19 protein-coding genes and 1 pseudogene are annotated in these 23,452 nt (G+C 71.0%); 9 read left to right on the forward strand and 11 right to left on the reverse strand.

Translation table 11 applies throughout. From position 1 onward, the window contains the following. From AMK22_RS40520 to AMK22_RS03470, 3 genes and pseudogenes are all read left to right on the forward strand, one after another. Window positions 1-240 (forward strand): annotated as a pseudogene (locus AMK22_RS40520) (prepilin peptidase); the annotation flags it as partial. A 56-nt stretch (window positions 241-296) separates the two neighbouring features. Then, window positions 297-1,157 carry a class I SAM-dependent methyltransferase gene (locus tag AMK22_RS03465; protein ID WP_073781717.1) on the forward strand — a complete coding sequence of 287 codons (861 nt, stop codon included), beginning with the start codon at window positions 297-299 and terminating at the stop codon, window positions 1,155-1,157. A gap of 66 nt (window positions 1,158-1,223) precedes the next feature. Further along, entirely contained in the window at window positions 1,224-1,682 is a 459-nt protein-coding gene (locus AMK22_RS03470; protein WP_073781718.1) for a hypothetical protein, read from the forward strand. Between the two features lie 402 nt (window positions 1,683-2,084). Here AMK22_RS03470 and mgrA read toward each other — a convergent pair whose 3' ends face one another. Then, entirely contained in the window at window positions 2,085-3,125 is a 1,041-nt protein-coding gene (gene mgrA / locus AMK22_RS03475; RefSeq protein ID WP_073781719.1) for an L-glyceraldehyde 3-phosphate reductase, read from the reverse strand. Window positions 3,126-3,326: 201 nt separating this feature from the next. Here mgrA and AMK22_RS03480 point away from each other — a divergent pair, with 201 nt between their 5' ends. The 4 genes from AMK22_RS03480 to AMK22_RS03495 all read left to right on the forward strand — a co-directional run bounded on the left by AMK22_RS03480 (window position 3,327) and on the right by AMK22_RS03495 (window position 8,569). Continuing rightward, a complete protein-coding gene (locus tag AMK22_RS03480; protein WP_073781979.1) occupies window positions 3,327-4,088 on the forward strand; it encodes an isoprenyl transferase in 762 nt (253 codons plus the stop codon). Window positions 4,089-4,566: 478 nt separating this feature from the next. Beyond that, entirely contained in the window at window positions 4,567-5,889 is a 1,323-nt protein-coding gene (locus AMK22_RS03485) for a PhoH family protein (protein WP_073781720.1), read from the forward strand. A gap of 390 nt (window positions 5,890-6,279) precedes the next feature. Continuing rightward, entirely contained in the window at window positions 6,280-6,987 is a 708-nt protein-coding gene (locus tag AMK22_RS03490) for a transglycosylase domain-containing protein (RefSeq protein WP_073781721.1), read from the forward strand. Between the two features lie 154 nt (window positions 6,988-7,141). After that, entirely contained in the window at window positions 7,142-8,569 is a 1,428-nt protein-coding gene (locus AMK22_RS03495) for an AI-2E family transporter (RefSeq protein ID WP_073781722.1), read from the forward strand. Between the two features lie 156 nt (window positions 8,570-8,725). Here the strand turns inward: AMK22_RS03495 and AMK22_RS03500 are convergent, their stop codons facing one another. Both AMK22_RS03500 and AMK22_RS03505 read right to left on the reverse strand, forming a co-directional pair. Continuing rightward, entirely contained in the window at window positions 8,726-9,259 is a 534-nt protein-coding gene (locus AMK22_RS03500; protein ID WP_073781723.1) for an alkyl hydroperoxide reductase, read from the reverse strand. A gap of 12 nt (window positions 9,260-9,271) precedes the next feature. Next, entirely contained in the window at window positions 9,272-9,826 is a 555-nt protein-coding gene (locus AMK22_RS03505) for a peroxiredoxin (protein WP_073781724.1), read from the reverse strand. A gap of 131 nt (window positions 9,827-9,957) precedes the next feature. Between AMK22_RS03505 and AMK22_RS03510 the strand changes: the two genes are divergently transcribed. Beyond that, window positions 9,958-10,926: a hydrogen peroxide-inducible genes activator gene (locus AMK22_RS03510; protein ID WP_073781725.1), complete on the forward strand. Its 969-nt coding sequence runs from the start codon at window positions 9,958-9,960 to the stop codon at window positions 10,924-10,926. 117 nt (window positions 10,927-11,043) lie between these two features. Here AMK22_RS03510 and AMK22_RS03515 read toward each other — a convergent pair whose 3' ends face one another. The 5 genes from AMK22_RS03515 to AMK22_RS03535 all read right to left on the reverse strand — a co-directional run bounded on the left by AMK22_RS03515 (window position 11,044) and on the right by AMK22_RS03535 (window position 16,161). After that, window positions 11,044-13,440, reverse strand: a complete 2,397-nt coding sequence (locus AMK22_RS03515) for an ABC transporter permease (RefSeq protein ID WP_073781726.1) — start codon at window positions 13,438-13,440, stop codon at window positions 11,044-11,046. After that, window positions 13,437-14,123: an ABC transporter ATP-binding protein gene (locus AMK22_RS03520; RefSeq protein WP_073781727.1), complete on the reverse strand. Its 687-nt coding sequence runs from the start codon at window positions 14,121-14,123 to the stop codon at window positions 13,437-13,439. The genes AMK22_RS03515 and AMK22_RS03520 overlap by 4 nt, the downstream gene beginning before the upstream one ends. Beyond that, complete coding sequence (locus tag AMK22_RS03525; RefSeq protein ID WP_073781728.1) at window positions 14,120-14,644, reverse strand: PadR family transcriptional regulator; 525 nt, start codon at window positions 14,642-14,644, stop codon at window positions 14,120-14,122. The genes AMK22_RS03520 and AMK22_RS03525 overlap by 4 nt, the downstream gene beginning before the upstream one ends. Window positions 14,645-14,848: 204 nt before the next feature. Then, window positions 14,849-15,124 (reverse strand): hypothetical protein, encoded by a 276-nt coding sequence (locus AMK22_RS03530; protein ID WP_073781980.1) that lies wholly within the window; start codon window positions 15,122-15,124, stop codon window positions 14,849-14,851. A gap of 65 nt (window positions 15,125-15,189) precedes the next feature. After that, window positions 15,190-16,161: an SPFH domain-containing protein gene (locus tag AMK22_RS03535; RefSeq protein WP_073781729.1), complete on the reverse strand. Its 972-nt coding sequence runs from the start codon at window positions 16,159-16,161 to the stop codon at window positions 15,190-15,192. Window positions 16,162-16,383: 222 nt separating this feature from the next. On the opposite strand from AMK22_RS03535, the gene AMK22_RS03540 reads away from it, so the two are divergent. Continuing rightward, complete coding sequence (locus AMK22_RS03540; protein ID WP_073781730.1) at window positions 16,384-18,633, forward strand: transglycosylase domain-containing protein; 2,250 nt, start codon at window positions 16,384-16,386, stop codon at window positions 18,631-18,633. Window positions 18,634-18,740: 107 nt separating this feature from the next. Here AMK22_RS03540 and AMK22_RS03545 read toward each other — a convergent pair whose 3' ends face one another. The 3 genes from AMK22_RS03545 to fomD all read right to left on the reverse strand — a co-directional run bounded on the left by AMK22_RS03545 (window position 18,741) and on the right by fomD (window position 23,385). Beyond that, window positions 18,741-20,210, reverse strand: coding sequence for a catalase (locus AMK22_RS03545; protein WP_073781731.1), 1,470 nt, complete (start codon window positions 20,208-20,210; stop codon window positions 18,741-18,743). Between the two features lie 170 nt (window positions 20,211-20,380). Then, window positions 20,381-22,303 (reverse strand): SpoIIE family protein phosphatase, encoded by a 1,923-nt coding sequence (locus AMK22_RS03550; RefSeq protein ID WP_073781732.1) that lies wholly within the window; start codon window positions 22,301-22,303, stop codon window positions 20,381-20,383. Window positions 22,304-22,674: 371 nt separating this feature from the next. Then, window positions 22,675-23,385 carry a cytidylyl-2-hydroxypropylphosphonate hydrolase gene (gene fomD, locus AMK22_RS03555; RefSeq protein WP_073781733.1) on the reverse strand — a complete coding sequence of 237 codons (711 nt, stop codon included), beginning with the start codon at window positions 23,383-23,385 and terminating at the stop codon, window positions 22,675-22,677. Window positions 23,386-23,452: the final 67 nt, after the last annotated feature.

Below are 23,452 nucleotides of genomic sequence, written 5' to 3' on the forward strand. Positions count from 1 at the left end.
AACCCGAACGGAATGGGCTTCGGGGACGTCAAGCTCGCCCTGTCCCTGGGCGTGGCCCTCGGCTGGTACGGCTGGACGGTCCTGTTCGTCGGCGGTTTCGCGGGCTTCCTGCTCGGCGCGTTGTACGGGTTCGGGCTGATGGTTCTGAAGCGGGCCGGGCGCAAGACGGGCATCCCGTTCGGCCCCTTCATGATCACGGGCGCGCTGCTCGGCATCCTCCTCGGCGGCCTGGCCGCCTGACCCCGCCCGCCGAATAGCGGTCGCGCCCGCCGTGCCCCGGCTGGCACGATCCCCGTATGCCCGGGACACCCGCAGAAGCACCACGACCAGAGCCAGGACCGGCGGCAGAAGCGACGGGAGCGGCGACAGGGGCGAGAGGGGCGCGAACGGCGTCGGAACGCGCACGCTTCGACGCCCTCGTCGCCGAGGCGGCCACCGCCCCCGTCGACGGCTGGGACTTCTCCTGGCTCGACGGCCGGGCCACCGAACAGCGCCCCTCCTGGGGTTACGCCCGCGCCATGGCCGACCGGATGGGCCGCGCCGGGGCGGCGCTCGACATCCAGACCGGCGGGGGCGAGGTCCTCGCCTCCGTACCGAGGCTGCCGCCCCTCGTCGTGGCCACCGAGGCGTGGCCGCCGAACGTCGCCCGCGCCACCGCCGTGTTGCACCCGCTCGGCGTGGCCGTGGTCGCCGACACGGACGAGCCGCCGCTGCCGTTCGGGGACGGCGCCTTCGACCTGGTGGTCAGCCGGCATCCGGTGACCACCTGGTGGCCGGAGATCGCACGGGTGCTCGCCCCCGGGGGCACGTACTTCTCGCAGCAGGTCGGCCCGGCCAGCGTCTTCGAACTGGTCGAGTACTTCCTCGGCCCGCAGCCGCCCGAGGTGCGCGGAGCCCGTGCCCCGGAACGGGCCCGGGCCGAGGCCGAGGCGGCCGGGCTCGACGTCGTCGATCTGCGGATGGAGAAGCTGCGTACCGAGTTCTTCGACATCGGCGCCGTCGTCTACTTCCTGCGGAAGGTGATCTGGATGGTGCCGGGCTTCACCGTCGAGAAGTACCGCCCGCGACTCGCCGAACTGCACCACCGGATCGAGACCGGGGGTCCGTTCGTCGCCCACACCACCCGGTACCTGATCGAGGCACGCAAACCCGGGTAGGCCGCGGTCTCTGCTCACGGACAGGGGTGCGACCCTGTACGGAGAGTACGTGGGAGGGAACTGGCCATGAGGACGGGCGACGAACAAGGAGCGCCGCGGGTACCGCGGCAGGGCAGGGCGGACTGGCTCAGGGGAGCGCGCATCGTCGGGGTGTACGGCGTCCGCTACCGGCCGGAGGGTCTGATGGGGGAGCCCGAGGCCGTCGAGTTCCTGCTGGCCGACGGGCAATCGGTGCTGCTGACCTGCGCCTCCGACTGGACCCTGCGGGTCGGTCCCGGTTCGTGGCCACGGCTGCCCACCTGGTGCGTGCCGTCCGGGCAGTGGGAGTTCGCCGCCGTGCCGAACCTGCCGCGGCCCCCCGCGGGCGGCTGGACCGTCACCCGTACCGAGGAGCGCAGGGATGGGCGGGGCGAGGTGTGCGAGGCCGTCATCCGGTGCGAGGACGGGCGTTTCGTCGTCATCGGCGGCGAGACCCTGGCGGTCCGTTTCACTCGCGACCACCACGGCGCACCGGCCACCGCCTGAGCCCACCCGGCCCGTGACGCGCCGCTCCGGGGCCGGGAGCGCATCGGAGTCCTGCGAGTCCGCAGAGTAATTGCGGAGTGGCGTGGCACGCAGCACCACTTACGAAGGGTTATGGTGGAAACCCCCCCTCGGGCCGGTCCGTAACCCCCCCCCCCCCACGGACCGGCCCGTTTTTTGCGCCGGATCCGGGCTCGGTGTCCAGGCGCCGTATCCGCGCCGAACCCTGTGCCACCGCCCTCCGCGCGGCACCCGTCCGGGGGAGGACCGCCCGTCTGCCCGGTGAGGGCGCCCCGGCCGGGCGGGGCCGTCAACGCGGATCGTCAAGGCCGCACCCCGAAGGCCATCCGCCTCCCGAGCCCGGCCCGTCCCCCCGTCCCCGGCTCCGGTCCCCGGCCCCGTCCGTCAGCCGCGTCCGGCCCAGATGTTGGTGCCCTCGGTGTCCACGGCGAAGGCGTCGATCTCCCGCAGCTCCTCGGCGGACAGCGGCGCACCGGCGAGCGCCGCGACGTTCTCCTCCAGCTGCCGCACGTTCGACGCGCCGATCAGCGCCGAGGTCATACGGCCGTCCCGCAGCACCCAGTTCAGCGCCAGCTGGGCCAGCGACTGGCCGCGCCGGGCCGCGATGTCGTTCAGCCCGTTCAACCGGCGGACCACCTCCTGGGAGAGCAGCCCGGGGTCCAGCGACTTGCCCTGGGTGGCGCGCGAGCCCTCCGGGATGCCCGACAGGTACTTGTTCGTGAGCAGGCCCTGGGCCAGCGGCACGAAGGAGATGCAGCCCATGCCGGCCGCCTCCAGGGTGTCGAGCAGCCCGTCGTCCTCGATCCAGCGGTTGATCATCGAGTAGGACGGCTGATGGATCAGGGCCGGTACGCCCATCTCCCTCAGCAACCGGGCGGCCTCGGCGGTCTGCTCCGCGTCGTACGAGGACACACCCACGTACAGGGCCTTGCCCTGCTGGACCGCGGAGGCCAGCGCCCCCATCGTCTCCTCCAGCGGGGTGTCCGGGTCGAAGCGGTGCGAGTAGAAGATGTCGACGTAGTCGAGCCCCGTCCGCCGCAGCGAGGCGTCCAGCGACGACAGCAGGTACTTGCGGGAGCCCCACTCCCCGTACGGGCCGGGGTGCATCTCGTAACCGGCCTTGGTGGAGACGATCAGCTCGTCCCGGTACGGGGCGAAGTCCTGCCGGAATATCTTGCCGAAATTGAGCTCGGCGGAGCCCGGCGGAGGCCCGTAGTTGTTCGCCAGGTCGAAGTGGGTCACACCGAGATCGAAGGCGCGGCGCAGGATCGCCCGCTGGGAGTCGAGCGTGCGGTCGTCGCCGAAGTTGTGCCAGAGGCCGAGGGAGACGGCGGGGAGCTTGAGCCCGCTGCGTCCGGTGCGGCGGTATTCCATGGAGTCGTAGCGCGAAGCGGCAGCTTGGTAGAAGAGAGGAGAATCAGTCACGTTTCCCTCCTTATCACGGACTTGTGACAGGCCGGGTTGGGCCCGTCTGCCGCCCGCGCAGTAATGTTGCGGTCCCGGGGACAGCGAGGGCACGCGCGGAGCGATGGACTTTGCGGGGCGGTGCGGCGATCCCCAGAGAGGCGACCCCGGACCCCGGTCGACGGGGCGGGCGGGCCCGCATGGAACCGAGAGGTGAACTCAGTGAACTTGCGCGACCTGGTGTACAGGCTCTATGCGCGCCGGGTGGAGGCCCGCCTCGACCACACCCAGGTGCCCAAGCACATCGGCGTCATCCTCGACGGCAACCGGCGCTGGGCGAAGGCGTCCGGCGGCACGGCCGCGCAGGGGCACCAGGCCGGGGCCGACAAGATCCAGGAACTGCTCGGCTGGTGCAGCGAGACCGATGTGGAGGTCGTCACTCTCTGGCTCCTGTCCACGGACAACTTCGACCGGCCCGAGTCCGAGCTGACCCCGCTCCTTCGCATCATCGAGAACACCGTGCGCAACCTCGCCGCGGACGGCCGCTGGCGCGTCCACCACGTCGGCACGCTCGACCTGCTGCCCGCGCACACCCAGACCGTCCTCAAAGAGGCCGAACAGGCCACCCTCGGCGTCGACGGAATACTGGTCAACGTCGCCGTCGGCTACGGCGGGCGCCAGGAGATCGCGGACGCGGTCCGCTCGCTGCTGCTGGAGCACTCGGCCAAGGGCACGTCCTTCGAGGAGCTCGCGGAGATCGTCTCCACCGACCTGATCTCCGAGCACCTCTACACCCGGGGCCAGCCCGACCCCGACCTGGTCATCCGCACCAGCGGCGAGCAGCGGCTGTCCGGCTTCATGCTCTGGCAGAGCGCCCACTCGGAGTACTACTTCTGCGAGGTCTTCTGGCCGGCCTTCCGCCGCGTCGACTTCCTGCGCGCCCTGCGCGACTACGCGGCCCGCCACCGCCGCTTCGGCGGCTGACACCGCACGGCGCGGGCACCGCCGCGCCCGGAACACCGCCTGCGGGGAACGGCACCCGGTAAAGACGTCACCCGAGCGGGGGACATCATCTGCGGGGGACGGCACTCACCAAGACAGCACCTGCCGGGACGTCATATGCCCCGGACAGCCGCACCGCACAACCGGGCCGTCACATGCCCGGGACACCTCACCCGGCCCGCTCGCGCCCACGGCGCGGCATGGCTTCGCGTGTTCGAGGGCATACCTCTGGCAGGTCGACGTCCGGTCGCAGGCAAGGCGGACGTCGTGTCCAAGTGAGCGGCATGGAGTCCGCTCGCCCGGGAGGCCCTTTGCACACGAAGGACCGTACACAGTGCGTCCGACGCGGAGGGCCGGTGCTCGGCCCGTGCATCGGGGCCGCAGCCCGGTCCGTCCTCTCCCATAGGGATGTTCCGCGACGCCGTCCACCCCAACCTCGTCCGAGGGGGTACGTCCTTCCGTGGTGACCAGCACAAAGCGCCGCATGTCCGACAGGCGCACCTACGTTCTCGACACCAGCGTCCTGCTGGCCGATCCCAACGCCATGGCCCGGTTCGACGAGCACGAGGTCGTGCTCCCGATCGTGGTGGTCACGGAACTGGAGGCCAAGAGGCACCACCCGGAGCTGGGGTACTTCGCCCGGCAGGCCCTGCGCCGGCTGGACGACCTGCGGACCCGGTACGGCCGCCTGGACGACCCCATCCCGCTGGGGGACCTGGGCGGGACGCTGCGCGTCGAGCTCAACCACTCCGATCCCGGCGTGCTGCCCGCCGGTTACCGGTTGGGCGACAACGATTCACGGATCCTCGCGGTCGCGCGCAACCTCCAGGCCGAGGGGTACGACGTCACGGTCGTGTCGAAGGACCTGCCGCTGCGCATCAAGGCGTCCTCGGTCGGGCTCCTCGCCGAGGAGTACCGCGCCGAGCTGGCCATCACCGACTCCGGGTGGACGGGCATGTCGGACCTGCCGCTGGCCGCCGAGCAGGTGGACCTGCTCTACGGGGAGGAGACGCTGTACGTCCCCGAGGCGGCGGACCTGCCGGTGCACACCGGGCTGGTCCTCCAGTCCGAGCGCGGCAAGGCCCTCGGCCGGGTCACCGCCGACGGGAACATCCGCCTGGTGCGCGGCGACCGCGAGGTCTTCGGCATCCACGGCCGCAGCGCCGAGCAGCGCATCGCGCTCGACCTCCTCCTCGACCAGGACGTCGGCATCGTGTCGCTGGGCGGCCGGGCCGGCACCGGCAAGTCGGCACTGGCGCTCTGCGCCGGTCTCGAAGCCGTGCTGGAACGCAGGCAGCACCAGAAGGTGATGGTCTTCCGCCCGCTGTACGCGGTCGGCGGGCAGGAACTGGGCTATCTCCCCGGCACCGAGGCCGAGAAGATGAGCCCCTGGGCGCAGGCCGTCTTCGACACCCTGTCCGCGGTCGCCGGGCGCGCGGTGATCGAGGAGGTGCTGGGGCGGGGGATGCTGGAGATCCTGCCGCTCACCCACATCAGGGGCCGCTCGCTGCACGACTCCTTCGTGATCGTCGACGAGGCGCAGTCCCTGGAGCGGAACGTCCTTCTGACCGTGCTGTCACGGATCGGGGCGAATTCCCGCGTGGTCCTCACGCACGACGTGGCCCAGCGGGACAACCTGAGGGTCGGCCGGTACGACGGAGTCGTCGCCGTGGTCGAGAAGCTGAAGGGGCATCCGCTCTTCGCGCATGTCACGCTCACCCGTTCCGAGCGTTCCCCGATCGCCGCACTGGTGACCGAAATGCTGGAGGAAGGCCAGATCTGATACGGGATACGACAGTTGGTGCCGCCCGGCGAGCGCAGCAGCTTAGCCGGGCGGCATCGTGCTGCGGTGGCATTTCCGTGAATCACTTGCTCCAAACGAGGTGTGAGCTTTCACACGCAACGGAGAATTGCGTCCTGGCGTGACGTTCCGGCAGAGTCTTGCTTCCGTCAGGCCCCGCATACGGCACACCCGCACCTCCAGAGGTGCCATGCACCACACAACTCAACAACCGTCCGCCGTATGCCGCCCGCGAGTACCACGCGGCGCTCCCCCTCCGGGGGCGCCCACCGGGCCCGTGCCTCCCGTGACCCAAGCAGTAGGGAGGCCAGTGCCAGGGGCACGATTGCGCCCGCGAGGTCACCTAAGCGGGCGGTGCTGGAAGGAAACCGTGTGAGCCGGATCTCGGTCCGGGGGTTCGCAGTGGCATCGGCCACCGCGGTCACCACCGTCGGCGCCGTCGTAGGCGTTGCCTCGGGCAGCACTCCCGCTGCCGACGACAACAACTTCGAGGCGACCGCAGCCGACACCACGCTGCTCGCAGACATCCCCGCCGGTCAGCAGGCCCAGGTGCAGACCGCCTCGCTCACGCAGCAGGCCGACGCCCAGGCGTCCGCGGCCGACGCGGCGGCGAAGAAGTCCGCGGAGGAAGCGGCCCGTATCCAGGCCGCCAAGGACGCCAAGACGAAGAAGCGGGCGGCCGAGGCGAAGCTGGAGCAGGAACGCCAGGCGAAGAAGGCGAAGGAAGCCGAGCGCGCCAGCCGTTCCGAGGTGCGCAGCACGGCCACGTTCGCCCAGCAGAGCTCGTACACCGTGGCCCAGGTCCAGGCGATCGCGCGGCAGATCGTGCCCGCCGACCAGTTCCAGTGCTTCAGTAACATCGTGAACCACGAGTCCACCTGGAACTACCGGGCGAGCAACCCGTCCTCCGGCGCCTACGGTCTCGTGCAGGCGCTGCCCGGCTCGAAGATGTCCTCCGCCGGTGCCGACTGGCAGACCAACCCGGCCACCCAGATCAAGTGGGGTCTCAGCTACATGGACGGCCGTTACGGCAGCCCCTGCGGCGCCTGGTCGTTCTGGCAGGCCAACCACTGGTACTGAGTTCCGGTACCGGGATCTCAACCTCGCGAAGCCCCTCACCGTCCTACGGTGGGGGGCTTCGCGCGTGTACGGTCGGGTCCGGACGGCCGGGCGGGCGCGGGAGCGCGGCGCGCGGCGCGTGGCGGGGAGCGGGAGCGGGGGAAGAGAAACGATCATGTCGAGACTTCCGGGGTGGCTCGGTCGCCTTGGCACGGAACTGACCGCACTGGGCGAGCGGCTGGAACGGCGCACGGCCGGGGCCGAGGGGGGCGAGGGTGCCATGGCTGACGAGGGCGCGCCGGTCGGGCCGCCGATGACGAGCACGTCCGTACCGGACGACGCGGTCCGGCGCGAACCCGCCGATCATGTGCCGCCCCCGCCCACGTACGCCCCGTCGGTCGCCGCCCGGCCCGATCCGGTCGAGGCGATCCCCTGGAGCATGCGGGTCGCCGCCGAGGCGGGCTGGCGACTGCTCGTCCTGGCGGGCACGCTCTGGGTGCTGGCGCAGGTGATCAGCACCGTGCAGCTGGTGGTGCTGGCGTTCGTCGCCGCGCTGCTCGTCACCGCGATGCTTCAGCCCACCGTCGCCTGGCTGAAGCGGCGCGGGCTGCCGCGTGGTCTCGCCACCGCGGTCACCGCGGTCCTGGGCTTCGTCATCATCGGCCTGGTCGGCTGGTTCGTGGTCTGGCAGGTGATGGACAACCTCGACACCCTCTCCGACAAGGTGCGGGCGGGGATCGAGGAACTGAAGCACTGGCTGCTCGACAGTCCGTTCCACGTCACCGAGCAGCAGATCAACGATGTCGCGAAGAACCTCAGCGACACCATCGGCACCAACACCGAGGAGATCACCTCCGCCGGACTGCAGGGCGTCACCGTGATGGTGGAGTTCTTGACCGGGGCGCTGCTGGCGATGTTCTCGACGCTCTTCCTGCTGTACGACGGGAAGCGCATCTGGCAGTGGGTGCTCAAGCTGGTGCCCGCCCAGGCCCGTCCGGGCTTCGCCGGGGCCGGGCCGCGGGCCTGGCGGACGCTGACCGCCTATGTGCGGGGCACGGTCATAGTGGCCATGATCGACGCGATCTTCATCGGGCTGGGGATCTGGTTCCTCAATGTGCCGATGGCGGTGCCGATCGCCGTGTTCATCTTCCTCTTCGCCTTCATCCCGCTGGTCGGCGCGGTGATCTCCGGGGCGCTCGCCGTGGTCGTGGCGCTGGTCACCGAGGGCGTGTTCACGGCGCTGATGGTGCTGGCCGTGGTGCTCGCGGTGCAACAGATCGAGGGCCACGTACTGCAGCCGTTCATCCTGGGGCGCGCGGTGCGCGTGCATCCGCTCGCCGTCGTCCTGTCCGTCGCGGCGGGCGGCATGGTCGCGGGCATCGGGGGAGCGGTCGTCGCGGTGCCGCTGGTCGCGGTCACCAACACGGTGGTCGGCTACCTGCGCGCCTACGGGCAGGAGGAGGCCCTGCGGCACTCCCCGCCGCCGCGCGGGGCGACCGCGCTGGACATCGCTCCCACACCCGTGCCGGGCTCACCGCCCGAGGTCCGGGACGGCGACGCGGGGAACGGCGGTGGCGGGAAGCACGGCGCCGACGGGCCGTGACCGGCGGCGATTGGTGCCGGGGAACCTCTTGCGGGAAACGCGAAGCGGAGAGCGGGAAGCGAGGCAGCAGGGGGAGCGGCGCGTGACGCACGGGAAGAGCCCCGGGGACGGTCGGTCGTCCTCGGGGCTCTTCCCGTGCCGGGTGCGGTGCCGGTCCTACTCGGCGAGCACGGCCTCGGCATCGAGGGTCACGCCGACCGCCTGGATCACCGAAGCGATCTTGAAGGCTTCCTGGATCGTCTCACGGTCCACGCCGGCCTTGCGCAGCACCTGCTCGTGGGAGTCCAGGCACTGACCGCAGCCGTTGATCGCGGAGACGGCGAGCGACCACAGTTCGAAGTCGGTCTTCTCGACACCGGGGTTGCCGATGACGTTCATCCGCAGACCCGCGCGCAGCGTCCCGTACTCGGGGTCCGACAGCAGGTGCCGGGTCCGGTAGAAGACGTTGTTCATCGCCATGATGGCGGCGGCCGACTTCGCGGCGGAGTACGCCTCCGCGGAGAGGTTGGCCTTCGCCTCCGGCTCCAGCTCGCGCAGCACCCTCGGCGAGCGCGAGGCGATCGCGCAGGCGAGGACGGTGCCCCACAGCTGCTGCTGCGGGAGACCACTGTTCCCGATGACCGAACCGAGGTTCAGCTTCAGGTCCTTGGCGAAGTCCGGTACGGCGGCCTTCAGTTCGTCGAGTGCCATGGCGCTGTCAGCTCACTCGCCCGCGAGGAGCGCGACCGGGTCGAGGGTGTCGTCGCCCTTGGACCAGTTGCACGGGCACAGCTCGTCGGTCTGCAGGGCGTCGAGGACCCGCAGGACCTCCTTGGGGTTACGGCCCACGGACCCGGCGGTCACCATCGTGAACTGGATCTCGTTGTTCTGGTCGACGATGAAGACGGCGCGCTGGGCGAAGCCGTCCTCGCCCTCGATGCCGAGCGCGCGCATGAGCTCGTGCTTCGAGTCGGCCAGCATCGGGAAGGGCAGGTCGGTCAGGTCCGGGTGGTCCTTGCGCCAGGCGTGGTGCACGAACTCGGAGTCACCGGAGAAGCCGAGGACCTGGGCGTCACGGTCGGCGAACTCGTCGTTCAGCTTGCCGAAGGCGGCGATCTCGGTGGGGCACACGAAGGTGAAGTCCTTCGGCCACGCGAAGACGATCTTCCACTTGCCCTCGTAGGTCTTGTGGTTGATCTGCTCGAACTCCTTGCCCTTCTCCAGCGAGACACAGGCGGTCAGGTCGAACTCGGGGAACTTGTCACCGACAGTGAGCACGCGCTCTCCTTGCAGCGTGGAACTCCCGGGTCGGGGGAGTTCCTGAGGGTTGGACGATCACCACCATGGCACAGAGTGCATTGATAGCGGAAATAGCTACAATCGGTCGTGATGATCGGAGGTGCCTATCAGTGGCGCGAGGTAATCACGGCGGCCAGGGGCACCGGACGAAGCAGCCCAGCCTGTCACAGCTGCGGGCCTTCACGGCCGTCGCGGAGCATCTGCACTTCAGGGACGCCGCGGCGGCCATCGGGATGAGCCAGCCGGCGCTCTCCGGGGCCGTGTCGGCGCTGGAGGACGCGCTGGGTGTGCAGCTCATCGAGCGTACGACGCGCAAGGTGCTGCTCTCGTCGGCGGGGGAGCGGCTCGCGGTCCGGGCGCGGGCGGTGCTGGACGCGGTCGGCGAGCTGATGGAGGAGGCCGAGGCGGTCCGGGCCCCCTTCACCGGAGTGCTCAGGCTCGGCGTGATCCCCACCGTCGCCCCGTATCTGCTGCCGACCGTGCTGCGCCTGGTCCACGACCGCTATCCCGAGCTCGACCTCCAGGTGCACGAGGAGCAGACCTCCTCGCTGTTGGAGGGGCTGGCCGCCGGACGGCTGGACCTGCTGCTGCTCGCCGTGCCGCTCGGGGTGCCGGGGGTGAGCGAACTCCCGCTCTTCGACGAGGACTTCGTGCTGGTCATGGAGCGGGACCACTGGCTGGGCGGGCGCGCCGACATTCCGCGCGAGGCGCTGCGCGAGCTGCCGCTGCTGCTGCTCGACGAGGGGCACTGCCTGCGTGACCAGGCGCTCGACATATGCCGGGAGGCGGGGCGCGCGGAGGGTGCGGCGGTCACCACGTCCGCGGCCGGGCTCTCCACGCTGGTGCAGCTGGTGGCCGGCGGCCTCGGGGTGACGCTGCTGCCGCGTACCGCGGTGACGGTCGAGACCGGCCGCAACGACGCGCTGGCCACCGGGTACTTCGCGGAGCCCGCGCCCTCGCGCCGGGTGGCGCTGGGGATGCGTACGGGCGCCGCGCGGCACGAGGAGTTCGAGGAGTTCGCGGTCGCGCTGCGCGAGGCGATGCGGACGCTTCCGGTGCGGGTGACGGCGGGGGAGTAGCGCCGGAGCGGGGACGAGAACGAAGAGGACGACGAGGCCGAGGAGCGTGAGGAGAACGAAAGGGGTGCGGTTCCCGGGAACTCTGGGAACCGCACCCCTGATCAGCCGGGACGACCGTCACTCCGTACGCAGGCCGTCCGGGCGCATCATGCGCCACAGCGGCGGCAGCGACAGCAGGGTGACGAGCAGGATCATCGCCGCGCCCGCCCCGGCCATCGGCAGGAACAGCCACCAGTCGGTCACGGTCTTGTCGATCATGCGGATCATCACGGCCCCCAGGCCGATGCCGCCGGCGACCGCGACCACCAGGCCGATGAGTACCGGGACGGCGGTCTGCCAGAGCACCGACCAGCCCAGCGTCGACCGCCGCGTGCCGAAGGCGACCAGCACCGACAGCAGGCGCTTGCGCTCCCGTAGCTGCTCCAGCTGCGAGACCAGCATCGCGGCGGCGATCAGCACCAGCGTCGCCGTCCCGCCGACCTGAAGGCCCCGCTGCACGGTGGCGTACTGCTCGTCACGGACCGTCGAGGTCAGGGCGACGACCCGCATGGCGGGGTCGAGCCGGGCCGCCGTGTTCCGCACGTACTCCGAGACGTCCTTCACACTCCGGTCCACCCGGAGCTGCGCGTTGGTCTGGGCGTGCGGCAGGGCGCCCGGGTCGATCGCGCCGGGCGTGGCCACGATGCCCGTGTGCTCCTGGCCCATCGGGTCGAGACGGGCGGCGACGGTCGGGGCGTCGGCGGGCAGGGTCCACAGCATCGACTTCTCGCCGGGCTGCTGGCCCGCCAGGTAGTTGAGCTCGACCGGCTTGCCCTTGCGGGCCGTCTGGTCCACCCAGTCGGCCGACTCCTTGTCCTTGGAGTGGACGACGAAGACGTCGCCGTCCGAGCAGGAGCGGAGCCGGGCGATCTCGCGCAGGGTCGTGCAGTCGCCGATGGTCAGCGAGGTGGTGGGTTGGGCGTCGTCCTCCTTGTACTTGCCGGGCTTCATCGCGTACGCCTCGACCATGCCGATGACGTCGGTGACGCCCTTGGTGGCCCGGAACTGCTCGATGGTCCGGGCGGCCGTGTCACCGGTGGCGACGGCGGAGAACGTGTAGAACTGGGCCCGCTGCGTGTCCTGCCCGGTGAGCCGGTTGAACTCGTCGCCCACCGCCACGAACAGCATCTGCAGGGCCACCGCCCCCGCCACCGCGACCGTGATGCCGCTGACCGCGCGGGAGGCCGCGCCGCTGCTGAGCTGGAGCCGCCGGGTGGCGAGCTGCCAGGGCACCGGGCCGCCGCGCAGCCGGTTCACGCACGCGTCTATCAGCCAGGGCAGCAGCAGGGCGAGCCCGACCAGCACCAGCACGGCGCCGCCCGCGATCGGATACGGGTTCACGTCGCCGTGCATGTCCACCTTGCCGGTCAGCACCAGCACTGCCAGACCCGCGACCGGGATCAGCAGCCGCCACCAGAGCCGGCGTCCGCGACCGCGGTCGCTCCGCATGACGCCGAGGGGCTCGACCGCCACCGACCGCATGGCGAGCAGCGTGACGAGCACCGCCGCCACCGGCACCGCGACCACGACCAGCGCCGCGAGCCACGGGGCCGGGACCAGGTCGGCCGGGAAGGCGCTGACGCCCCACACCACGACCGTGCCCGTGAAGTGCCGCCCCACCAGGAAGAACGCCACACCGGCCAGCAGGCCGAGCACCGCCCCGAAGAGCGCCTCGCCGGCCGCGATCCGGCGGGTCGTCCGGACGTCCGCGCCGACCAGGCGCAGCGCGGCGAGCCTGCGGTCGCGCCGGTCGCCGCCGAAGCGCACCGAGGTCGCGATGAAGATCGCGACCGGCATCAGCAGGACGACGCAGATCAGGATGATCAGGATGACGAGGATCGGCGGCATGGGCTCGGCCGCCTTCGGGTCGCCGTAACCGGCGATCCGGTAGCCGCCGTTGTCGGTGGTCAGGGTGGAGCTGCCCGCGTAGAAGAGCAGTTCGCCCGGGGAGACCAGGCCCGGGTCGGCGACCGTGCCGGTGATCCGGTAGGGCAGCCGTTCCTTGAGCAGCCCGCCCTCCGGGGAGCCCAGCAGCTCCTTCAGCGCGGGGGAGACCACCATGTCGCCCCCGCCGGGGAAGCGCTCCACGCCCGGCGGCAGGACGGGGCGGGCCCCGTCCGGGCGCATCAGGTAGCCCCCGACGTCGCGGCTGCGGTACTCCGTCTCCGCGCTGACCCGGACCACCGTGGTGTCCGACTTCTTCACCAGGTCGTCCGGCGAGTCGGACGAGCTCTCGGAGCGCGCCTGGCTGCGCGCGGAACGCTCCTCCAGCAGGTGCGGCGCGGAGGCGGCCGCGAGCAGCAGCGCCACGCCGAGGCCGACGCCGACGGCGGTCAGCAGGGTGCGGATCCAGCCCTCGCGGCCGCCCGCGGCGGCGAACCGGACGCCCAGGGCGAGGTCGCGGGCCCAGGAGGCGGAGCCGTTGGGGCGGGGCCGGGCCCCGACGGGGGCCTTCTCGTGGACGGGTGCGGTCATGCCGGGTGCTCCAGATCGCGGACCCGGCCGTCGCGGACGGTGATGTCGCGGTCCGAGTACGCGGCGACCCGGGCCTCGTGGGTCACCAGCACCACGGCGACGTTGTCGGACCGGGCCGCCTCGGTCAGCAGCTCCATGACCCGCTCGCCGTTGAGGGAGTCCAGCGCGCCGGTCGGTTCGTCCGCGAAGATCACCTTCGGCGACGCGGCCAGCGCGCGGGCGACCGCGACCCGCTGGCCCTGGCCGCCGGAGACCTCGCCCGGGCGCTGGCCGGCGACGCCCTCGACCTCCAGGCGCTCCAGCCAGTGCCGGGCGGTGCCTTCGGCGGTCTTGCGCGGGACGCCGTTCAGCCGGAGCGGCAGGGCGACGTTCTCCACGCAGGTCAGCTCCGGGACGAGCTGGCCGAACTGGAAGACGAAGCCGAAGTCGGAACGGCGCAGGGCGCTGCGCTCGGCGTCGGACATCGCGGAGAGCTCGCGGCCCGCGTAGGTGATCGTGCCCCGGTCGGGGGTGACGATTCCGGCGAGGCAGTGCAGCAGGGTCGACTTGCCGGAGCCGGACGGGCCGAGCACGGCGACGACCTCGCCGGGGTGGATGGAGAAGGAGGCGCCGTCGAGCGCCGGGGTGGAGCCGTAGGACTTGTGCAGGCCGTCGGCGCCGAGCAGGGAACCATCGGGGATCACGCGGTCACCTCCGCGGCCAGCCGGTCCAGCCGGGCGGCGGTGACTTCGAGCCAGCGCAGATCGGCTTCGAGGTGGAAGAGCGCGTGGTCGCAGATCAGCTGGTCCGCGAGGTCGCCGCTGCGCTTGCGCTCGGTGAGGGCGCGCATGAGACGCAGGTGCTCGGCGCGCTGGGTGTCCAGCACGGCCTCGGCGCTGCGGCCGGTGAGCAGGGCCAGGACGACCTTGGTGTAGAGCATCGACTGGAGGTACGGCTCGGGCTTCTCCGGCTCGGCGAGCCAGGTGGTGACGTCGGTGATCCCGGCCTCGGTGATGGCGTAGCGCTTGCGCTCGGGACCGCTGCCGCTCTCGACGCCGTCGACCTCGACGAGGCCGTGCTTCAGCAGCCGGGACATGGTCGAGTAGACCTGCCCGTAGTGCAGGGGGCGGTCGTGGCCGAACCTCTCGTCGAACGCGCGCTTGAGGTCGTAGCCATGGCGGGGGCCGGACTCCAGGAGTCCCAGCAGGGTGTGGCCGATAGACATGCGGAGCACTGTACACGGTGTGTATACATCGGGTTTATACGTGGGTGGAGGCGAGAGCGGAGGGCGAAGGGGAGGGGGACGGCCGACGGCGGGGCCCGGAGCGGGTTCCGTCCGCTCCGGGCCCCGCCGTCGATGGGGTGCGATGCCCTTACGACCTCGCCCACGATGGTCAGCGGCGTCCACTGCCCATCGTGGGCGAGGTCGTTACTCCCGCTCCTGCTCCGGGGGCTTGGGCGGGCGTCCCCGGCGCGGGATCGGGCGGGCCGTGCCCGGCAGGCGGCCTGCCTCCGCCAGCGCCTTGCGCAACAGGAACTCGATCTGGGCGTTCGCGCTGCGCAGTTCGTCGGAGGCCCAGCGGGCCAGCGCGTCGTGCACCGCGGGGTCCAGCCGCAGCAGCGTCTGCTTGCGCCGCGGCGGTGTCCGGCGTGCCGGGGAGCCGGAGGTCCCGGACGGATTCGAAGACCGCTCCGGAGGCCCCAGGGAGCCGGCCGGTCCCGGGGGGCCGGGCGGCTCCCTGGGCTCCGGAGGTCCGGGGGTCTCGTCCGTCACTGGTAGAGGGTGCCCGTGTTGAGGACCGGCTGTGCGGCCCGGTCGCCGCACAGCACCACCATCAGATTGCTGACCATGGCCGCCTTCCGCTCCGAGTCCAGCTCGACGATGTCCTGTTCGGCGATGCGGGTCAGCGCCATCTCGACCATGCCGACGGCGCCCTCCACGATCTGCTGCCGGGCGGCGACGACCGCGCCCGCCTGCTGGCGCTGGAGCATCGCGGAGGCGATCTCGGGCGCGTACGCGAGATGGCTGAAGCGCGACTCGATGATCCGCACGCCGGCGGCCCGCACCCGGGCGGTGAGCTCCGCGGCCAGCTTCTCGGTGATCTCCTCGGCGTTGCCCCGCAGCGAGAGGCCGTCCTCCTCGTGCGCGTCGTACGGGTATTCGATCGCGATGTGCCGCACGGCCGCCTCGGTCTGGGTGGCGACGAACTCCAGGAAGTCGTCGACCTCGAACAGTGCCTGCGCGGTGTCCTCGACCTTCCAGACGACGATCGCGGCGAGCTCGATCGGATTGCCGTAGGCGTCGTTGACCTTCAGGACCGCGGTCTCGTGGTTGCGCACCCGGGTGGAGATCTTCTGGCTGCTGGTGAGCGGGTTGATCCAGCGCAGTCCGTCGGTGCGGATCGTGCCGACGTACCGGCCGAACAGCTGGATGACCCTCGCCTCGCCCGGTGCGACCATCTTCACACCCGTCATGCAGAAGAACGAGGCGATGGCGAGCAGGAGCCCGAGGACGATGATCAGGGCCCCCGCGGCGTTGCTCCCGTTCGAGCCGACGACGACGCCGGCGATCACGAGGGCGATGCCGGCGAACACCCCCAGCACGGTCAGCAGCAGGCCGAGCCCGCCGGGGATGCTGTGCGCGGTCGCCTCCCTCACCTGCGGATCGGGCAACTGCGGAGCGTCCGGCGCGAGGTCGGCGGCCGGCGCGGACATCGTGTGTCCGGTGCTTCGGTCGGTCATGGGGTCCCCCCGTGTGCTAGGCATTCAACGTGTAATCAATGTGATAACACATTTTCTGCTTTCGCAACCCTGGGCGCCTCTCGTGAGTCGGTTCCCTAGAGGGCGCGTGCTGATTGTCACGTCCGGAAAGGTCCGCATCGCTTGCTTTCCGTCCGCATGGACGGTGTTAGCTGAGTCGAGCCGACCTGTCCGGTCGAGCGGAGAAACAGGAGCGGAACAGCGATGGGTCGAGCGGATGCGCGACGAGCCCAGCGGCGCGGAGCGCGGCGGGCGCCGAAGAGGGGCGGCATACGCGGACTCTTCACCTGGCGGAAGATGCTGGGCGCCTTTTTCGGGCTCTGCCTGCTGGTCATAGGCGCCTGCGTGGGGCTCTACCTGTACGTGGACATACCCAAGGCCAATGCTCTGGCGGAGCGGCAGAGCAACGTCTACCGCTACAGCGACGGCAGCCTGCTGACCCGTACCGGCGACGGGGTCAACCGTCAGAACGTGGACCTCTCCGAGGTTCCCCTGGACGTGCAGCACACGTTCGTCGCCGCCGAGAACAAGACGTTCTACGACGACCAGGGCATCGACCTGAAGGGCACCACCCGCGGCATCCTGAAGACGCTCATGGGCAAGGGCAAGCAGGGCGGCTCGACCATCACCCAGCAGTACGTGAAGAACTACTACCTGTCGCAGGAACCGACGGTCAGCCGCAAGCTCCAGGAACTGGTCATCGCCATCAAGATCGACCAGAAGATGGACAAGAAGGGCATCCTCGCCGGGTACATCAACACCGCCTTCTACGGGCGCGGCGCCAGTGGCGTCCAGGCCGCGGCGCAGGCGTACTACGGGGTCGACGCCAAGGACCTGAACGTCGCCCAGGGCGCCTACCTGGCCTCACTGCTGCAGGCCCCCAGTCAGTACGACTGGGCGACCGCCACGCCGACCGGCAGGAAGCTCGTCCGGGAACGCTGGGACTACACGCTCGACAACATGGTCGAGATGCACTGGCTCGACAAGGCGAAGCGCGACACCCTGAAGTTCCCCGTCCCGATGAAGCCCAAGCCCGCCCCCGGCATGGAGGGCCAGACCGGCTATCTTGTCGAGGCCGCCAACCAGGAGCTCGACAGGCAGGGGATCACGGCGGAGGTGCGGCAGGCCGGCGGCTGGACCTTCACCCTCAACATCGACAAGAAGCGCCAGAAGGAGCTGGAGAAGGCCGTCGACCAGCGGCTGGAGTCCAAGCTCGACCGCAAGGGCAACAAGGTCGACGCGACCGTCCAGGCGGGCGCGACCTCCGTCGATCCGAAGTCCGGCGCGGTCGTCGCCCTCTACGGCGGCGTGGACTACGTCAAGCACTACCGGTCCAACGCCACCCGCCAGGACTACCAGCCCGCCTCCACGTTCAAGCCGCTGGTGTTCGCCTCCGCGCTGGAGAACGGGGCGAAGACCCAGAACGGCGACCTGATCGGCGTCAACACCCGGTACGACGGCACCAGCAAGCGGCCCGTCGTGGGCAGCAGCACCCCGTTCGCCCCGCAGAACGAGGACGACGTCAGCTACGGCGACGTCAGCGTGCAGAAGGCCATGAACAAGTCGATCAACTCGGTCTTCGCGCAGATGGTCGTGGACGTCGGCCCGGCGGAGGTGAAGAAGACCGCGCTGGCGCTCGGTGTGCCCGACAAGAACTTCCCCGAGCGCCCCGCCATCACGCTCGGCACGATGAACGCCTCCACCTGGGACATGGCGGGCGTCTACGCCACGCTCGACAACCACGGCAAGAAGGTCAACCCCTTCATCGTGAAGTCCGCCAAGCACAGCAGCCGGACGTACGAGCCGGTCGAGGGCATCGGCGAGCAGGCGATCAGCCGCAAGTCCGCCGACACCGTGACCTCGGTCCTGCGGGGCGTCGTGGACGAGGGCTCCGGTCACGAGGCCAACACCACGGCCTACGACGCGGCGGGCAAGACGGGTACCGCGGAGGAGAACAAGGCCGCCCTGTTCGCGGGCTACACCCCCGAGCTCACCACGGTCGTCGCGCTGTTCGGCGAGAACCCGCAGGGCGGTGCCCAGGTCAGCCTCACCGGCACCGCCAACGCCGGCCGGGCCAACGGTGGCGGCTTCCCCGCGCAGATCTGGGCGGACTACACGCTGGCCGCGCTGAACGGCGGCTCCGACGCGAAGTTCGACCTGGAGGACGTCGAACAGGGCGAGTCGACCGTGCGGCAGACCCCGTCGAACACGCCGTCGGCGCCGGAGAGCCCGACGCAGTCGTCGACCCGGGACCCGAACCCGCCGGAGCAGAGCCCGAGCCGGACGCAGGAGCCGCCGCCGGCCGAGACGCCCGACGTACCGTCGTCGAGCCAGTCGCCGGAGGGCCCGCCGAGCGAGACCCCGGGCCTGCCGGGCGGCGACGGCACGGACCCGGGCCGGCCGGGTGACAACGGCGCCAACAACGTCGTCGGCAACAACCCCGCCGCCCGGTGAGCGGGTGAACCGGCCATGACGGCATGGGTCGGGGGCGGCACCCGATGGTGCCGCCCCCGCCCCATGCCTTTCTCGCGCCGTGCTCCTTCGTCCGGCGGGCCGAGGAATCAGCCGCCGTTGACCTTCTTGGCCACCCGGTCGCCGAGATCCTTGTCCACATTGCGCCAGTACTGGAGCGCGCGCTCCAGGACCGGGGCGCTCACTCCCTCCAGCAGATGGCCGGAGATGTTGGACACCAGCCGGTCGCGGGCGGCGTCGTCCAGGACCTTGCGCACCATCGTGCCCGCCTGGCCCCAGTCGTCGTCCTCGCTGTGCAGCTTGTACGCCTCGTGCACCATCTCGCCCGCCGTGGCCCAGCCCGCCGGGTCGCCGAAGCGCTCGGTGTCCGCGGCCGGACCGCCGTACGAGTTCGGCGCGTAGACCGCTCCGGTGCGCGCGGGCTCGTACCGCATGGGGCCGTCCTTCGCGTAGGAGTTGCGGCCGAACCGGGGGCGGTTCGGGGGCAGTTGCGCGTAGTTCGGGCCGATCCGGTAGCGGTGCGTGTCCGGGTACGAGAACAGTCGGCCGAGCAGCATCTTGTCGGGCGACGGACCGATGCCCGGCACCAGGTTCGACGGCTCGAAGGACGCCTGCTCGATGTGGACGAAGAAGTCCTCCGGGTTCTCGTTCAGCGTCATCCGGCCGACCTCGATCTCCGGGTAGTCCGCGTGCGGCCACACCTTCGTCAGGTCGAACGGGTTGAACCGGTAGTCCGGGGCGTCGTCGAACGGCATGATCTGGACGTACAGCGTCCAGCTCGGGTGGTCACCGCGCTTGATCGACTCGTACAGGTCGCGGCGGTGGACGTCGCCGTCGACCCCGGCCATCCGGTCGGCCTCGTCCTGCGTGTAGAAGTCGATGCCCTGGTCGGTCTTGAAGCGGTACTTGACCCAGAACCGCTCGCCGCCCGCGTTCACCCACATATAGGTGTGCGAGCTGTAGCCGTTCATCTGGCGGTAGGTCTTCGGGATGCCCCGGTCGCCCATCAGCCACGTCACCATGTGCGCGGACTCGGGGGAGAGCGTCCAGAAGTCCCACTGCATGTCGTGATCGCGCACCGCGCTGTCCGGGCGGCGCTTCTGCGAGCGGATGAAGTCCTGGAACTTCATCGGATCGCGTACGAAGAAGATCGGCGTGTTGTTGCCGACCATGTCGTAGTTGCCCTGCTCCGTGTAGAACTTCAGGGCGAACCCGCGCGGGTCGCGCCATGTGTCCGGGGAGCCCTGCTCACCGGCGACCGTGGAGAAGCGGGCGAGCATCGCGGTCCGCTTGCCCGGTTGGAAGAGGTCGGCCTTGGTGAACTGGCTGATGTCGTTGGTCACCTCGAAGAAGCCGTAGGCGCCGGAGCCCTTGGCGTGGACCACTCGCTCGGGGACCCGTTCCCGGTTGAACTGGGCCATCTTCTCGATGAGGTAGTGGTCCTGCAGCAGGATCGGACCGTCGGAGCCCACGGTGAGCGAATGCTCGTCGCTCTCCACCGGGATTCCGGCGTTGTTCGTGGTGTAGGGAGTGTTCCTGGTCTTTGTTTCGTCGGACACGAGCGTCCTCCCGTCGGTGGGGGCTTCGTTCAGGTCGCCTTGTCCACGACTGAAGTCAACTCTGCCGACAGGAGGTCGGCAACATTTCGCTACCGTCCGTGCAGGGCTCTCCGCGCCCGGCAGTCCGCCCGGAACCGCGGGCCGCGCGGCCCGCGGTTCCGGACCGCGTCCTACGGGTGGTTCCGGGCCGGCATCTCGAACCAGACCACCTTGCCGGTCGACAGCCGAGTCGCTCCCCACCGCCTGGCCAGCCGGTTCACCAGGAACAGGCCGCGCCCGCCCTCGTCCATGTCCCGGGCCCGGCGCTGCCGGGGCAGCTGCGGGGCGTCGTCCCCGACCTCGCAGCGCAGGAAGTCGGTGCGCAGCAGCCGCAGGGTCACCGGTCGCTCCGCGTAACGGACCGCGTTGGTGACCACCTCGCTGACCAGCAGCTCCACCGACTCGGACAGCTCGTCGAGCCCCCACCGGCTCAGCGCCCGCCGGGCCAGCCTGCGGGCTCGTCCCGGGGCGGTCTCCTCCGGTTCCAGGTGCCAGTAGGCGACGTCGCTGGGCGCGATGCCGTCGAACCGGGCGGCGAGCAGCGCGATGTCGTCGTCCCGGTCACCGGGACCGAGCATGTCCAGGACGTCGTCGCACAGCGCCTCCAGCGGCGGCGAGTGGTCCGGGCCGGTCAGCCGGGCGGTGGCGGCGAGCCGTTCGCGCAGCATCTCGATGCCGGTCCAGACGTCCCGCAGTCGGGACTCCACCAGACCGTCCGTGTACAGGAGCAAGGTGGCACCCGCCGGGGCGTCCAGTTCGACCGCCTCGAAGTCCACTCCGCCGACGCCGATCGGGGCGCCGGGCGGCACCTTCAGCACCTCGGCACGGCCGCCCAGGTGCAGCAGGACGGGCGGCGGGTGCCCGGCGTTGGCGATGGTGATGCGGTGCGCGACGGGGTCGTACACCGCGTACATGCAGGTGGCCATGCGGTCGCTGCCGAGGCGCTGCGCCTGTTCGTCGAGGTGGTGCAGCACCTCCTGCGGCGGCAGGTCGAGCTGGGCCAGGGTCTGCGCGGTGGTGCGCAGCTGCCCCATGATCGCCGCGGAGGTCATGGAATGGCCCATGACGTCGCCGACGACCAGGGCGACCCTGCTGCCGGGCAGCGGGATCGCGTCGTACCAGTCGCCGCCGACCCGGGCCGTCTCGGCGGCCGGGAGATAGCGGGAGGCGAGGCGGACACCGGTCGGCTGCGGCAGCGAGTCGGGCAGCATGGTGCGCTGGAGCTCGTCGGCGATGTACGCCTCGCGCCCGTACAGCACGGCCTTGTCGATGCCGAGCGCGGTGTGCGTGGCGAGCTGGGCCGCGACCAGCAGGTCGTTGGACTCGAAGGCCGGCCGTTCCGCGCCGCGCAGGAAGACGGCGGCGCCGATCACCCGCCGCCGGCCGCGCAGCGGGGCCAGGATCGCGCGATGTCCGGTGGGTACGGACCGGTCGGCACCCAGCAGCTCGGGAAGCGCCGCGCGGGCCGCCGCGGAGTCCCCGAAGACCGGCCGCACCCCGCGCAGCACCTCGGCCAGCGCGCCGCCCGAGCGGACCTCGCACAGCTCGGCCGCGGGCGGCAGATCGCCGTGCGGGTCGACGACCGGCAGGCGCAGCCGCTCGATCTCGGACGGGGTGTCGGTCTCGTCCTCGTGCAGCCGCAGCCGGTCCGAGCGGCGCAGCCGCAGCACGAACGGGGAGACCGGCCGCTCGTCACCGACCGGCAGCGGGTCGCGGAGGTAGACCAGTATGGCGTCGGAGAACGTCGGCACGCTGGCCCGGCACAGTCCCAGCACGATCTCGTCGAGATCGATGCCGCGGGCGATCCGCCGGGTGGCGGCCCCGACGAAACGCAACCGGTCGCCCTCGCGGCGGGCGGCGGCCTGCGGGTCGGGTCCGGCCGCCGCGGCGGCCACCGGATTCCCGGCCGCGCCCGGTGCGCCGGCCGGGCCGGGGATCGCGGCGGAGGCATGGGAAGCGGCCGGCGCGGCGTCCTGCTGCCGCGGCCGGGTGCGTTCCTGCGGCCGTGCGGCGAGAGGCTGCCGGCCTTCGTGGGAGGTGGGATGCTCCGTCACGCGTGGGATTCCGTCCGTCCGGGCCGGTTGTATGAGGCAATTACCTCGTGGGGCGCTACTTTGCCCCGGCAAGAGCGGCGAAAACAACGGCTGTCACCGGATGCCCCCGAACGAGGGGCCGAAACCGGATACTCGCGGAGTGGTCCGGTGACAACGTTTCCGGCGACGGGGCGGGCGACACCGGGCACGTCTCCACCCCCTCGTAGTGGCTCATACGATTCATCCGACTGATGTGGCCCATACAGCTCATGCAGTGCGTGATGCCCGTGCGGTGACTTGTGGTCAGGTCCGGTGCCGCGCGCTCCGGTTGGAGTCGTGCGGCACTTCGGAGGACGATCCTACGGTTGCCCCCCTGGGGTGCGACAAGGGTCTCATGACGCCATGTGCGTGGGGGTACGGTCCCAGTCATCCGGGAGGGCCGGAACCCGCCAGCCCGGATCCGGCCGCCAGTGCTCCCAGCCGTCACGGAACGGCGTGCCCCAGTCCCGGATCACCTCGACGGCGGCCAGACCCGCCTCCCGTACCCGTCGCGCGGTTCCGGGGGCCAGCAGCCCGACCCGCTGCGCCTGGGCGAACTCGTCCTCGTCGCGCCAGACCCAGCTGCGGTCCGGGTAGACGGAGATGTCGAGAAAGTGGTCCTCGGAGTCGATGCCGCCGGCCCAGCGGGTGCGCGGCTCCTCCAGGTTCACGTACCAGCTGCGGAACTGCCAGCCGCTCTCCCAGAACAGCCAGATCGACCAGGGTTCACCCGGACGGGCGAGTTTCAGCACACCATTGCCGAGCCAGGGCGAGCGCGCGGTGGTGCGCGGGGCGGTGTAGCGGGTGGCGAGCGGCTCGTCGTGCACGTCGGTGCCGTCCGTCAGGACCGGCTTCACGCACTCGGTGCCGGGCGCCACCCACACCGCGAGCAGTTCGTCGGTGTCCTGCACGACGGTGACGGGGCGGCAGATGTGGACCGGCCCGGGGACGCGGTCCATCCCGCCGCCCCCGTTCCCGTCCCGCGGCGGTGGGACGTTGCCGCGGTAGCGCCACAGGATCTGGTCCCCCGGCGCCCAGTGCTCGTTGTATGCGGTGCCTGCCATGGGCAGATCTTAGAGGTGCCGCCCGCCGCCGGCCCCTCTCGAAGGCGCGACGGACCCGTCCGCCGCG

Origin of the sequence: Streptomyces sp. CB01580, from assembly GCF_001905795.1 — a bacterium.
Classification (GTDB): domain Bacteria; phylum Actinomycetota; class Actinomycetes; order Streptomycetales; family Streptomycetaceae; genus Streptomyces.